Raw genomic sequence first — 13,075 nt, 5'->3', positions numbered from 1 at the left:
CATCCTGCGCCCATGCAGACGGAGCTGAGCACACAACTGGGAGTCGAGCACGCCGTCTTCGGCTTCACGCCGTTCCCCGCCGTCGCCGCGGCCATCAGCCGCGCAGGCGGCTTCGGCGTGCTCGGCGCGGTCCGCTACACCGCCCCCGACGACCTCAAACGCGACCTCGACTGGATCGAGGCCCATGTCGACGGCAAGCCGTACGGGCTCGACGTCGTCATGCCCGCCAAGAAGGTCGAAGGCCCGAACAATCAAACACTGACCGAGGCCGACGTCGAGGCGATGATCCCCGAGGGGCACCGGCAGTTCGTGCGGGACACCCTCGCCAAGTACGGGGTGCCCGAACTGGCCGAGGGCGAGGCCTCCGGGTGGCGCATCACCGGATGGATGGAACAGGTGGCCCGCAGCCAGCTCGACGTGGCCTTCGACTATCCGATCCGGCTGCTGGCCAACGCGCTGGGCTCGCCGCCCGCCGACGTCGTCGCCCGCGCCCACGACCAGGACGTCCTCGTCGCCGCGCTCGCGGGGAGCGCCCGGCACGCCCGCAAGCACGCGGAGGCGGGCATCGACATCGTGGTGGCGCAGGGCTACGAGGCCGGCGGCCACACCGGTGAGATCGCCTCCATGGTCCTCACCCCCGAGGCCGTCGACGCCGTCGCCCCCCTGCCCGTCCTCGCGGCCGGCGGCATCGGCAGCGGACGGCAGATCGCCGCGGCCCTCGCGCTCGGCGCCCAGGGCGTGTGGCTGGGCTCCCTGTGGCTGACCACCGCCGAGGCCGACCTGCACTCGGCCGCCCTCACCCGCAAGCTTCTCGCGGCCGGCTCCGGCGACACGGTCCGCTCCCGCGCCCTCACCGGGAAGCCCGCCCGCCAGCTGCGCACCGAATGGACCGACGCCTGGGACGCCGCCGACGGACCCGGCACCCTGCCCATGCCCCTGCAGGGACTGCTGGTCGCCGAGGCCGTCTCGCGCATCCAGAAGTACGAGGTCGACCCCCTGCTCGGGACGCCCGTCGGGCAGATCGTCGGCCGGATGAACGAGGTCCGGACCGTCCAGGCGGTCTTCGACGACCTCACCCGCGGCTTCGAAGAGGCCGTGGACCGCATCAACCGCATCGCCGGAAGGAGCGGCCAGTGACCACCGCGAGCACACCCCCCGCAGGCTTCTGGGCCCAGGCCGCCGCCGATCCCGACCGTACGGTCCTGGTCGCCCCCGACGGCGAGGAGTGGACGGCAGGACGGCTGCACGCCGCCGCCAACCGACTCGTGCACGGTCTGCGCGCCGCCGGTCTGGAACGCGGCGACGCCTTCGCCGTCGTCCTGCCCAACTCGGCCGAGTTCTTCACCGCCCATCTCGCCGCCACCCAGGCGGGGTTCTACCTCGTCCCCGTCAACCACCACCTGGTCGGCCCCGAGATCGCGTGGATCGTCTCCGACTCCGGCGCCAAGGTCCTCCTGGCCCACGAGCGGTTCGCCGAGCAGGCCCGCCGGGCCGCCGACGAGGCCGGCCTGCCCGCCGCCGGCCGGTACGCCGTCGGCGAGGTCGAGGGCTTCCGGCCGTACGCCGAACTCCTCGACGGACAACCGGAGTCGGCGCCCGCCGACCGCACCCTCGGCTGGGTCATGAACTACACCTCGGGCACGACGGGCCGCCCGCGCGGCATCCGGCGCCCGCTGCCCGGCAAGCTGCCGGAGGAGGCGTACCTGGGCGGCTTCCTCGGCATCTTCGGCGTCCGGCCGTTCGACGACAACGTCCACCTGGTCTGCTCACCGCTCTACCACACGGCCGTGCTCCAGTTCGCGGGCGCGTCCCTGCACATCGGCCACCGGCTGGTCCTCATGGACAAGTGGACGCCCGAGGAGATGCTCCGGCTGATCGACCGGGAGAAGTGCACCCACACCCACATGGTCCCGACCCAGTTCCACCGGCTGCTCGCCCTCCCCGAGGCCACCCGGCAGGCGTACGACGTGTCGTCCATGCGGCACGCCATCCACGGCGCCGCGCCCTGCCCCGACCATGTGAAGCGGGCGATGATCGACTGGTGGGGCACATGTGTGGAGGAGTACTACGCGGCCAGCGAGGGCGGCGGCGCGTTCGCCACGGCGGAGGACTGGCTCAAGAAGCCCGGCACGGTCGGAAAGGCCTGGCCCATCAGCGAGTTGGCGATCTTCGACGACGACGGCGAGCGGCTGCCGCCCGGCGAACTCGGCACCGTGTACATGAAGATGACGACCGGCGGCTTCGCCTATCACAAGGACGAGGACAAGACGAAGAAGAACCGCATCGGCGACTTCTTCACCGTCGGCGACCTCGGTGTGCTCGACGAGGACGGCTATCTGTTCCTGCGCGACCGCAAGATCGACCTGATCATCTCGGGCGGCGTCAACATCTACCCCGCGGAGATCGAGTCCGAGCTGCTCGCCCACCCCGCGGTCGCCGACGCCGCGGCCTTCGGCATCCCGCACGACGACTGGGGCGAGCAGGTCAAGGCCGTCGTCGAGCCGGCCCCGGGCCACGAGCCGGGTCCGGACCTCGCCGCCGTGCTGCTCGCCCACTGCGCCGACCGGCTCGCCGGGTACAAGCGCCCCAAGAGCATCGACTTCATCGCCGAGATGCCCCGCGACCCCAACGGCAAGCTGTACAAGCGGCGGTTGCGGGAGCCGTACTGGGAGGGCCGGACCCGGCCGGTGTGACCGAAGCCGCCCGCCCCGCTCTCCGCTAACCTGGTGGAGATCGTGCTGATTTGACGTCACGTCAGGCAATCGGGGGCGGGCCAGGTGAGGGCGACCGGCGCACAGGGGGCGGGGGAGCGGGCCTGGGCATGGGCCGCACGGCTGCCGCCGGCAGCGGTCGACGTCCTGCCGGCCGTCGTCTTCCTGGCGGCCATGGTGGCGGTCCGTGTCGGGTCCGCGCCGGAGCTGCGCGGCCCACTGCCGGCCGCCCTGGCGCCGGCCGTCGTGATCGCCGGCAGCCTGGCCGTGCGCCGCCGATGGCCGGCGACGGCGTACGCGGTCGGGACGGCGGGGCTCGCCGTCGAGGCGCTGTGGCTGGGATCCGGCTCGCTGACCGCGTTCGCGAACCTCTTCGGCGTGTACTCCCTCGGCCTCTACGCGACCCCCGGCCGGGCCGTGCTCGGCACCCTGCTCGTGCCGCCCGGAGTGCTGGCCCACTTCGCGTCCGAGGAGGCGAGCGCGGCGGTCCCGGTCGCCGTCGTCTTCGTGTGGCTGCTGGTGTGGGCGGTGGGATACGGAACGGCCCGCAGGCATCGGGAGACGGAGCAGCGGCGGGCCCTGGCCCGCCGGGAGGCCGTCCTCGGCGAACGGGTGCGGATCGCGCGCGAACTGCACGACATCGTCGGCCACTCCGTCAACGCCATGCTGGTCCAGGCGGGCGCCGGACGGATCGTGCTCGCCACCGAGCCGGAGCGCACCCGTGAGCTGCTGCTCAGCGTCGAGCGGACCGGCCGCGACGCCCTCGCCGAACTCGACCGGCTGCTCGGCGTCCTGCGCGCCGAGGACCCGGCCGAGGACGGCGGCGAGGACGGCGCCGAGGACCCGGCCGGTCTGGGCCGGCTGGTGCGGCCGATGGCCGACGCGGGTCTGGCGGTCCGGCTCAGCGTCGCGCCCGAGGTCCGTGACCTGCCGCCGGACGTGCGGTCGTCCGTCCACCGGATCGTGCAGGAGGCGCTGACCAACGCGCTGCGGCACGGCCGGGCCCGCAGCGCCGAAGTCACCGTCCGCCGACAGGACGACGCCGACGGGCGGAGCCTGCTCGTGCGCGTCGTCGACGAGGGCGACGGACCGGCCCCGCACTACCGGCCGGGCCGTGGGCTGCGCGGGATCGGCGAACGGGCCGCCGCCCTCGGCGGGCACGTGGAGCACGGCACCGCCGCCGGCGGCGGGTTCGCCCTCAGCGTCGCGTTGCGGCTGCGATGACCGTCCGCGTCGTGCTGGCCGACGACGACCCCCTGCTCAGGGTGGGGGTCGCGGTGGTGCTCGGCGCGGCCGGGATGGAGGTCGTCGGGGAGGCGGGCGACGGGGTGCGGGCCGTGGAGCTGTGCCGGGCGCTCGTCCCGGACATCGTCCTGATGGACGTGCGGATGCCCGGCTACGACGGCATCGAGGCCACCGGCCGGATCGTGGACGCCGGTCTGCCGACCCGGGTGCTCGTCCTGACCACGTTCCCCGACGACGAGTACGTGTGGCGGGCCCTGCGCGCGGGCGCCCACGGCTTCCTGCTCAAGCGTGCCGCACCCGAACGGCTCGTGGACGCCGTCCGCACGGTGGCCGGCGGGGAGAGCCTGCTGGACCCGGCGGTCACCCGGCCCCTCGTGGACCGTCTGGTCACCGACGAGCGTCCGGCGCGCCACCCGGCCGGGGCGCCGGACCGGGACCGGCTGCGCCATCTGACCTCCCGGGAACGGCAGATCCTGGGCCTGGTCGCCGAAGGCCTGTCCAACGCCGAACTCGCCGGGCGGCTGGGCATCGCCGAGTCGACGGTGAAGACCCACCTCAAGCGGATCCTGCACAAGATCGGCGCCCGGGACCGGGCGGGCGCCGTGGTGATCGCCTTCCGCAGCGGACTGGCCTGACAGCCGGCCGTACCCCTGTGGGGGTACGGCGGCCCACCCCACCGGAGGGACGCCCCACGCCGGGCCCCGCCCTACCGTCGGCACGCGGAGTGCGAGACGAAGGCGGGGGTGCGTGCGCATGAGCGTTCTGGGTGGGTTCGCCGGCGAGGTGTGGCGTGCGGTGCGCCCCGTCGACCGCTATCAGCGGCTGCTGTGGTGGTGCGGCACCGCGCTGGTGACCTCCGGGGTCGTGCACGGCGTGGTCGCCGTGATCGACTTCGCGCCCTGGTGGGGGCCGGTCTCCTGGCGCAAGCCCGTCGTGTTCGGCGTCTCCTTCGGCCTGATGGTGTGGGCCGTGGTCTGGATCATGCGGCAACTGCCCGCCCGCTGGTGGGCGCGGATCCCGGCGGGCCTGGTCGTCTTCAGCTCGCTCGCCGAGGCCGTGCTCATCACGGCGCAGCGCTGGCGCGGGACCGCCTCCCACTTCAACCAGGCCACCGACACCGACTCGGCGGTCTGGTCGATGATCGGCACACTTGTCCTGCCGCTGATCCTCGGCGTGGTCCTGCTGCTCGTGGCCGCGCTCGCCCGGTTCGACGGCGGCGCCGCGTCCCGGGTCGCCGTGCTCGTGGGCCTGACGGCCGTGCTGGCGGCCGGAGCCATCGGACAGAAGATGGCCGCCATCGGCGAGAAGGCGTTCGACGACACGGGACACGTGCCGTACGAGGTGCTCTTCGGGGCCGCGGGCAGTGCCAAACTCGCCCACGCCGTCGGTCTGCACGGCCTCCAGGCCCTCGCCCTGCTGGCCGTCCTGTGCGAGGCGGGCCGGCTGAGCGCGCGTGCGGCGGGCGCGGTGGTGGGCGTGGCGGCGCTCGGGTACGCGGCCGCGTTCGGCGCGATCACCGCGACGGCCTACGCCGGGCGTGCGCCCCTCCACCCCACTGCCGTCATGGGGGTGCTGCTGGTAGCAGGGCTCCTGACCATGGCGGCGGCCATGCTCGTCGCGGTCGCACAGGCGGTCCCGAAGCGCCCGGCTCAGTCCCTCTCCGCGTCCACGCCCGCCTCGTAGGCGAGCAGCGTGTCGACGAACAGCCGTCGCTGATCCGCCGTCAGCGGAGCCAGGGCGGTGCGCCAGGCCGCCGCGCCCGGGGCGAGCCAGCCGGCGATCGCCGGCTCGTGGACGTCCGCGATGGCGACGATCCGCCGGCGCCGGTCCCTGTCGTCCTCCCGCCGCTCCAGGATCCCCTTCCGGCTGAGGTCGCCGATCAGCAGGCTCACGGTGGTGGGGGCCACCTCGAGGCGCGCGGCCAGCTCGTTGACGGTCATCGGTCCGTCCAGGAGCAGATACGCCAGCAGGGAGAGGTGGCGCGGGGCCAGGGAGAAGGACCGCAGCGCCTCCGGCACCGGAATCCGCTTCGCCCTGCCCACCAGCCGCGGCATGAGCAGCAACAGCTCACGAACGGTCGCGTCGACGCCCTCGTCCCCGCCGGCGGCGGGCATGGGCAGGGGCATGGACATCCGGCACTCCTCGCATTATCTTTGCAGTCAAAGCTATTTTGTTCGGCTTGGCCGGCCGGCCGAGTCGCCATGCTACGCACCGACGCGAACGGAGATCCGTCATGCCGCACTACACCGTGCACATCGGCGAAGAGGCCCTCGACGGGACGGTCGAACCCCGGCTGATCGGCGCGCTGGCCGACGCGGTCGGTTCCGTCTACGGGGAGCGGCTGCGCACTCTGGTCGGCGTCGACCTCATCGGCATCCCGAGCCACCGGCGGGGCATCGGCGGCCTGCCCACCGCCCGGATCGCGCCGCAGCTCACCCTCAGCATGCGCGAGGCCGCCTACCACCTCCCCGAGATCCCGGACGCCCCCGCCCGCCTGATCGCCGCCACGGCCGACGCGGTGGCCGCGGTGCTCGGCGAGGGCATCCGTGCGGAGACGATCGTCAGCATCGTCGGAGTCCCGGAAGGGCGCACCGGAGTGGCCGGTGAGGTGGCCTGATCCCGGCGTCCGCGTGGGCGACTTGACCCGCCCCGGCCGCCGCCCGAGGATCATGAGTCATGACGCCCGGACACGGCAGTACCACCGTCGACGGGGTGCTGCGGCGCAGCGCCCGCCGCACCCCGGCCCGCGTCGCGGTCGAGTACCGCGACCGCACCTGGACCTACGAGGAACTCGACGAGGCCGTCTCGCGCGCGGCGAGCGTCCTGCTCGGCCAGGGGCTCGCCCCCGGCGACCGGGTGGGCGCCTACGGCCACAACTCCGACGCCTACCTCATCGCGTTCCTCGCCTGCGCCCGCGCGGGCCTGGTCCATGTCCCCGTCAACCAGAACCTCACCGGCGACGACCTGGCCTACATCGTCGGCCAGTCGGGCAGCGCGCTCGTCCTCGCCGACCCGGATCTCACCGCGCGACTCCCCGACGACGTCCGCACGCTGCCCCTGCGCGACGCCGACGACTCGCTCCTCGCCCGCCTTGCGGACACCGAGCCGTACGACGGCCCCGAGCCGCGCACCGAGGACCTGGTGCAGCTGCTCTACACCTCCGGCACGACGGCCCTGCCCAAGGGCGCGATGATGACCCACCGCGCGCTGGTGCACGAATACCTGAGCGCGATCGCCGCCCTCGACCTGAGCGCCGGCGACCGTCCCGCGCACTCGCTCCCGCTCTACCACTCCGCGCAGCTGCACGTGTTCCTGCTGCCGTACCTCGCCGTCGGCGCGACGAACCTCATCCTCGACGCACCCGACGGGGCCCAGCTCTTCGACCTCGTCGAGACGGACCGGGTCGACAGCCTCTTCGCCCCGCCGACCGTCTGGATCGCTCTGGCCAACCGCCCCGACTTCGCCACCCGTGACCTGAGCGGGCTGCGCAAGGCCTACTACGGGGCGTCGATCATGCCGGTGCCGGTCCTGGAGCGCCTGCGCGAACGGCTCCCCAAGCTCGGCTTCTACAACTGCTTCGGCCAGAGCGAGATCGGCCCGCTCGCCACCGTCCTCGCTCCCGACGAGCACAAGGGCCGCATGGACTCCTGCGGCCGCACGGTCCTCTTCGTGGACGCCCGCGTCGTCGACGAGAACGGCAAGGACGTCCCCGACGGGACACCCGGTGAGATCGTCTACCGCTCCCCGCAGCTGTGCGAGGGCTACTGGGACAAGCCCGAGGAGACCGCCGAGGCCTTCCGCGAGGGCTGGTTCCACTCCGGCGACCTCGCCGTCCGCGACGCCCACGGCTACTTCACCATCGTCGACCGGGTGAAGGACGTCATCAACTCCGGTGGCGTGGTGATCGCCTCCCGCCAGGTCGAGGACGCCCTCTACACCCACGAGGGCGTCGCCGAGGCCGCGGTCATCGGGTTGCCCGACGAGAAGTGGATCGAGGCGGTCACGGCCGTCGTCGTCCCTCGCGGCGAGGTCACCGAGGACGAGCTCATCGCCCACACCCGCGAGCGGCTCACCCCCTTCAAGGCCCCGAAGCGGGTGCTCTTCGTGGACGAACTCCCGCGCAACGCCAGCGGCAAGATCCTGAAGCGGGAGCTGCGGGACCGGTTCGGTTCGTGACGCGCGCCGTCACTCCCGCGGACGTAGATCCACGATCCGCCTGATCTTGCCCACCGACCGCTCCAGCGACTCCGGGTCGACGATCTCGACGTCGACCGACACGCCGATGCCGTCCTTCACGGCCGCCGCGACGGCCAGCGCCGCCGCCTCCCGGTCCGCGGGGGTGGCGTCGGCCCGGGCCTCCGCGCGCACCGTGAGGGCGTCGAGGCGGCCCTCGCGGGTCAGCCGCAGCTGGAAGTGGGGCGCCACGGCCGGGGTGCGCAGCACGATCTCCTCGATCTGGGTGGGGAAGAGGTTCACCCCGCGCAGGATGACCATGTCGTCGCTGCGCCCGGTCACCTTCCGCATCCGCCGGAAGACGCGTGCCGTGCCCGGCAGCAGCCGGGTCAGGTCGCGGGTGCGGTAGCGGACGACCGGCATGGCCTCCTTGGTGAGCGAGGTGAAGACCAACTCGCCCTCCTCGCCCTCCGGCAGGACCTCGCCGGTGATCGGGTCGACCACCTCCGGATAGAAGTGGTCCTCCCAGATGTGCAACCCGTCCTTCGTCTCCACGCACTCCTGCGCGACCCCCGGGCCGATCACCTCCGACAGCCCGTATATGTCGACGGCGTCGATGGCGAACCGCTCCTCGATCTCCTGGCGCATCCGCTCGGTCCACGGCTCGGCGCCGAAGATCCCCACCCGCAGCGAGGTGGAGCGCGGGTCGACGCCCTGCCGCTCGAACTCGTCGAGCAGCGTGAGCATGTAGGACGGGGTCACCATGATGATCCGGGGCCGGAGGTCCTGGATCAGCTGGACCTGACGAGACGTCATACCGCCGGATGCGGGGACTACCGTACAGCCGAGGCGTTCGGCGCCGTAGTGGGCGCCGAGGCCGCCGGTGAACAGGCCGTAGCCGTACGCCACATGGACCGTGTCGCCGGGCCGCCCGCCCGCGGCGCGGATCGAACGGGCCACCATGTCCGCCCACATGGACAGATCCGCGTCCGTGTAGCCGACGACCGTCGGCCGGCCGGTTGTGCCGCTGGAGGCGTGGACCCGGCGGATGCGCTCCCGGGGGACGGCGAACATCCCGTACGGGTAGTGCGCGCGCAGGTCCGCCTTGACGGTGAACGGGAAACGGGACAGATCGGCAAGGCTGCGGCAGTCGTCGGGGTGGACCCCCGCCTGGTCGAAGGAGTCCCGGTAGAAGGGCACGCGCGCGTACGCGTGACGCAGCGAGGCCCGCAGCCGCTCCAGCTGGAGGGCGCGCAGCGCGTCCTCGTCGAGGCGCTCGCCCTCGTCCAGCAGGTCCCGCGCGTCCGTCATGAGCCACTCCCTCGCCAGAACCTCACCAAAGCGGGCGACCGATCATTCGGTCGAGGTGTTCGTGATCGTAATCCAGGCCGAGGGGCGTCGGGCAAGAGGGCGGTCAGGATTTCCGTTGCGGCCCGGCGGTCCCCGAGGCGAGGATCGGGCCATGCCGACCTTCACCGCCCCCGACGGCACCGAGCTCGCCTACCGCCTCCGGGGCGAGGGCGACCCCGTCGTGGTTCTGCCCGGCGGCCCCATGCGGGCCTCCGCCTACCTCGGCGACCTGGGCGGGCTCACCACCCACCGCCGCCTGGTCCTCCTCGATCTGCGCGGGACCGGCGACTCGGCGGTCCCCGCCGACCCGGCCACCTACCGCTGCGACCGGCAGGTCGAGGACGTCGAGGCGCTGCGCGTCCGGCTCGGGCTGGAGCGGATCGACGTCCTCGCGCACTCGGCGGGCGGCAGCCTCGCCCTGCTCTACGCGGCCCGGTACCCGCACCGGGTGTCCCGGCTCGCGCTGATCGCCGCGAACCCATGGGCCCTGGGCCGGCCCGCCACGCCCGAGGAACGCCTGGAGGCGGCCCGGCTGCGCAGGGACGAGCCGTGGTTCGCCACGGCGTTCCCGGCGTTCGAGGCGTGGCTGGCGGGCGAGGGCGAACCCGACTGGACGGCGGTCGCCGCCTTCTTCTACGGGCGCTGGGACGACACCGCACGCTCCCACGACGCCGCCGCGGACGAGCAGACCAACGTCGAGGCGGAGGGAGTCTTCCTGGATCCGGACGCCTTCGACCCGCCCGCCCTGCGCGGCGCCCTCGCCCGGGTCGCCGCCCCGGTCCTGGTGCTCGCCGGAGAGGTGGACGGCGGGCCCCGGCCCGAGGTCGCCCGGCTCCTCGCCGACGCCTTTCCGAACGCCGAACTCGCCGTGCAGCCCGGCGCCGGCCACTATCCGTGGCTGGACGACCCGGAATGGTTCGTCCGTCGTGTCGCAGCCTTCCTGGCGGCGGGTCAGCCGTTCTCCGCCACCGCCACCTCCCGCGCCCACCGGTAGTCCGCCTTCCCGCTCGGCGAGCGGCGGATGGACTCCGCGAGCACCAGCTGACGTGGGATCTTGTAGCCGGCGAGCCGGGTGCGACAGTGCGTCTGGATCTCCTCCAGGGACGGCAGCGGGGCGCCCCGGCGCACCTGCACCACCGCCGCCACATGGCTGCCCCAGGTCGGATCCGGCACCCCTGCCACCAGGGCGTCGTACACGTCCGGATGCGACTTCAGCGCCTGCTCGACCTCCTCCGGGTACACCTTCTCGCCCCCGGTGTTGATGCACTGCGAGCCGCGCCCGAGGACGACGACCACGCCGTCCTCGTCGACGGTCGCCATGTCGCCGAGCAGCACCCAGCGCTCGCCGTCCTTCTCGAAGAAGGTCTCGGCCGTTTTCACCGGGTCGTTGTAGTAGCCGAGGGGCACATGGCCGCGCTGGGCGACGCGCCCGACCTCGCCCGGCGCGATCGGTTCGTGGGTCGCCGGATCGAGCACCTGGGTACGGGAGTTGACCCGGACGCGGAACCCGCGCTCGGGCCCCGAGTCCTCCGTCGCCGTGCCGTTGAAGCCGGACTCCGAGGAACCGAAGTTGTTCAGCAGCATCGCGTTCGGCAGCAGCGCCCGGAACTGACGGCGGACCGTGTCCGACATGATCGCCCCGGACGTGGACACGCTGAACACCGACGAGCAGTCCGTGCCCTTCATCGGGCCTTCGAGCGCGTCGATCAGGGGCCGCAGCATCGCGTCGCCGACCAGGGAGATGCTGGTGACCTTCTCCTTCTCGATCGTCCGCAGCACTTCCTCCGGCACGAACTTGCGGTGGATCACGACGCGTTGGCCGAAGTTGAAGCCGATGAACGTGGTGAGGGTGGACGTGCCGTGCATCAGCGGGGGAGTGGGGAAGAAGGTGATCCCCGTACCTCCCGCCGCGACCCGCTCGGCGATCTCCTGCGGCTTTTTCACCGGCTCCCCGGTCGGCGAGCCGCCGCCCAACCCAGAGAAGAACAGGTCCTCCTGACGCCACATCACGCCCTTGGGCATACCGGTCGTGCCGCCCGTGTAGATGATGAACTGGTCGTCGCCCGAGCGGGCCGGGAAGCCGCGCTCGGGTGAGCCGCCCGCCTCGGCCTCGGCGAAGGAGACGATGCCGTCGCCGGCCGGGCCGACCCGGATCAGGTGGCGCAGGGCGGGCGTCTGCGGCAGCGCGGCCGCCACCCGGTCGGTGAACTCCGCGTCGAAGGCGAGCGCGACGAGATCGGCGTCCCGGTAGAGGTAGACCAACTCCTCTTCCACATACCGGTAGTTGACGTTGACCGGCACGATCCGCGCCTTCAGACAGCCCAGTACCGTCTGCAGGTACTCGACCCCGTTGTACAGATGCAGGCCGAGATGCTCGCCGGGACGGATCCCGCTGTCGATCAGATGGTGGCCGATCCGGTTGGCGGCGGCGTCCAACTCCGCGTACGTCAGCCGGCGTTCCCCGCCCGTGCCGGGATGGTCGACGTACACGAGCGCCTCTCGGTCCGCCGCCACGTCGACGACCGACTCGAACAGGTCGGCAATGTTGTACTCCACCGCTCCTCCTGACCTCGGGCGCGCGCGTTCCTGGGACGGTTCGTCGGTCATCAGAGCAAAGGGCGCGGCAACTGGGAAGGGTTCTCGCCAAGAAATCTGACTGACTGTCAGAAAACCCTTGAACTGCCATCACACCTCCTGCAACCTGTTCTCGTTCTTTCCGAGGGGAGATGTGCCATGGGCGGAACCGAACACCTCACCGTGCAGCGCGAAGGCGCCACACTCGTGCTCACGCTCAACAGGCCGGAGGCCAAGAACGCGCTCTCGATCGCCATGCTCGTCGGCCTGTACGACGGCTGGCTCGAAGCCGACGAGGACGAATCCGTCCGCTCGATCGTGTTCACCGGCGCGGGCGGCTCCTTCTGCGCCGGCATGGACCTCAAGGCCCTCGCCGGCCAGGACATGGCGGGACAGCAGTACCGCGACCGGCTCAAGGCCGATCCCGATCTGCACTGGAAGGCGATGCTGCGCCACCACCGCCCCCGCAAACCGGTGATCGCCGCCGTCGAGGGGTACTGCGTGGCGGGCGGCACCGAGATGCTCCAGGGCACCGACATCCGCGTCGCGGGCGAATCCGCCACCTTCGGCCTCTTCGAGGTCAAGCGCGGACTGTTCCCGATCGGCGGCTCCACGGTCCGGCTGCCACGCCAGATCCCGCGCACCCACGCCCTGGAGATGCTGCTCACCGGGCGGCCGTACAGCGCACGGGAGGCCGCGGACATCGGCCTGATCGGACATGTCGTCCCCGACGGCACGGCCCTGGAGAAGGCGCTGGAGATCGCCGAACGGGTCAACGCGTGCGGGCCACTGGCCGTGGAGGCGGTCAAGGCCTCGGTGTACGAGACGGCCGAGCTGACCGAGAAGGACGGGCTCGCCGCGGAACTCGTGCGGGGGTGGCCGGTGTTCGACACTGCCGACGCCAAGGAAGGAGCTCGGGCCTTCGCGGAGAAACGGGCGCCTGTTTACCGGCGAACGTAGGGGTGGATTCTCGCCAATCGCCGACTGCGGGGCCGTTGTGGCTGGTCGCGCAGTTCCCCGCG

General features: G+C 72.4%; 12 protein-coding genes. 9 read left to right on the top strand and 3 right to left on the bottom strand.

Annotated elements, in window-relative coordinates; all coding sequences use genetic code 11:
* Nucleotides 1–12: 12 nt before the first annotated feature.
* From ACWD4O_RS38390 to ACWD4O_RS38370, 5 genes are all read left to right on the top strand, one after another.
* Nucleotides 13–1,137, top strand: coding sequence for an NAD(P)H-dependent flavin oxidoreductase (locus ACWD4O_RS38390; RefSeq protein WP_451287375.1), 1,125 nt, complete (start codon nucleotides 13–15; stop codon nucleotides 1,135–1,137).
* A complete protein-coding gene (locus ACWD4O_RS38385; protein WP_451287373.1) occupies nucleotides 1,134–2,693 on the top strand; it encodes an acyl-CoA synthetase in 1,560 nt (519 codons plus the stop codon). The genes ACWD4O_RS38390 and ACWD4O_RS38385 overlap by 4 nt, the downstream gene beginning before the upstream one ends.
* Before the next feature lie 84 nt (nucleotides 2,694–2,777).
* Nucleotides 2,778–3,935, top strand: coding sequence for a sensor histidine kinase (locus tag ACWD4O_RS38380; RefSeq protein ID WP_451287371.1), 1,158 nt, complete (start codon nucleotides 2,778–2,780; stop codon nucleotides 3,933–3,935).
* Complete coding sequence (locus ACWD4O_RS38375; RefSeq protein WP_451287369.1) at nucleotides 3,932–4,591, top strand: response regulator; 660 nt, start codon at nucleotides 3,932–3,934, stop codon at nucleotides 4,589–4,591. The genes ACWD4O_RS38380 and ACWD4O_RS38375 overlap by 4 nt, the downstream gene beginning before the upstream one ends.
* A 118-nt stretch (nucleotides 4,592–4,709) precedes the next feature.
* The gene (locus ACWD4O_RS38370) at nucleotides 4,710–5,639 is read left to right on the top strand and encodes a hypothetical protein (protein WP_451287367.1); all 930 of its coding nucleotides are present in this window, start codon (nucleotides 4,710–4,712) and stop codon (nucleotides 5,637–5,639) included.
* On the opposite strand, the gene ACWD4O_RS38365 is transcribed toward ACWD4O_RS38370, so the two are convergent.
* Nucleotides 5,606–6,070, bottom strand: a complete 465-nt coding sequence (locus ACWD4O_RS38365) for a MarR family transcriptional regulator (protein WP_358806222.1) — start codon at nucleotides 6,068–6,070, stop codon at nucleotides 5,606–5,608. The two genes, ACWD4O_RS38370 and ACWD4O_RS38365, sit on opposite strands and share 34 nt — an antisense overlap.
* A gap of 119 nt (nucleotides 6,071–6,189) precedes the next feature.
* Here ACWD4O_RS38365 and ACWD4O_RS38360 point away from each other — a divergent pair, with 119 nt between their 5' ends.
* Nucleotides 6,190–6,573: a hypothetical protein gene (locus ACWD4O_RS38360; RefSeq protein WP_451287365.1), complete on the top strand. Its 384-nt coding sequence runs from the start codon at nucleotides 6,190–6,192 to the stop codon at nucleotides 6,571–6,573.
* A 59-nt stretch (nucleotides 6,574–6,632) separates the two neighbouring features.
* Nucleotides 6,633–8,132, top strand: a complete 1,500-nt coding sequence (locus ACWD4O_RS38355) for an acyl-CoA synthetase (protein ID WP_451287363.1) — start codon at nucleotides 6,633–6,635, stop codon at nucleotides 8,130–8,132.
* A gap of 9 nt (nucleotides 8,133–8,141) precedes the next feature.
* On the opposite strand, the gene paaK is transcribed toward ACWD4O_RS38355, so the two are convergent.
* A complete protein-coding gene (paaK, locus tag ACWD4O_RS38350) occupies nucleotides 8,142–9,440 on the bottom strand; it encodes a phenylacetate--CoA ligase PaaK (protein ID WP_451287361.1) in 1,299 nt (432 codons plus the stop codon).
* Nucleotides 9,441–9,591: 151 nt separating this feature from the next.
* Between paaK and ACWD4O_RS38345 the strand changes: the two genes are divergently transcribed.
* Nucleotides 9,592–10,473 carry an alpha/beta fold hydrolase gene (locus tag ACWD4O_RS38345; RefSeq protein WP_451287360.1) on the top strand — a complete coding sequence of 294 codons (882 nt, stop codon included), beginning with the start codon at nucleotides 9,592–9,594 and terminating at the stop codon, nucleotides 10,471–10,473.
* Here the strand turns inward: ACWD4O_RS38345 and ACWD4O_RS38340 are convergent.
* Nucleotides 10,431–12,035 (bottom strand): acyl-CoA synthetase, encoded by a 1,605-nt coding sequence (locus tag ACWD4O_RS38340; RefSeq protein WP_451287358.1) that lies wholly within the window; start codon nucleotides 12,033–12,035, stop codon nucleotides 10,431–10,433. The genes ACWD4O_RS38345 and ACWD4O_RS38340 overlap by 43 nt on opposite strands.
* A 177-nt stretch (nucleotides 12,036–12,212) precedes the next feature.
* Between ACWD4O_RS38340 and ACWD4O_RS38335 the strand changes: the two genes are divergently transcribed.
* Entirely contained in the window at nucleotides 12,213–13,013 is an 801-nt protein-coding gene (locus ACWD4O_RS38335; RefSeq protein ID WP_451287356.1) for a crotonase/enoyl-CoA hydratase family protein, read from the top strand.
* Nucleotides 13,014–13,075 lie beyond the last annotated feature (62 nt).

This window comes from Streptomyces sp. NPDC002623, from assembly GCF_053592635.1.
Note: the sequence above shows the minus strand (reverse complement) of the source record. Positions and strands in the feature narration are given on the sequence as shown.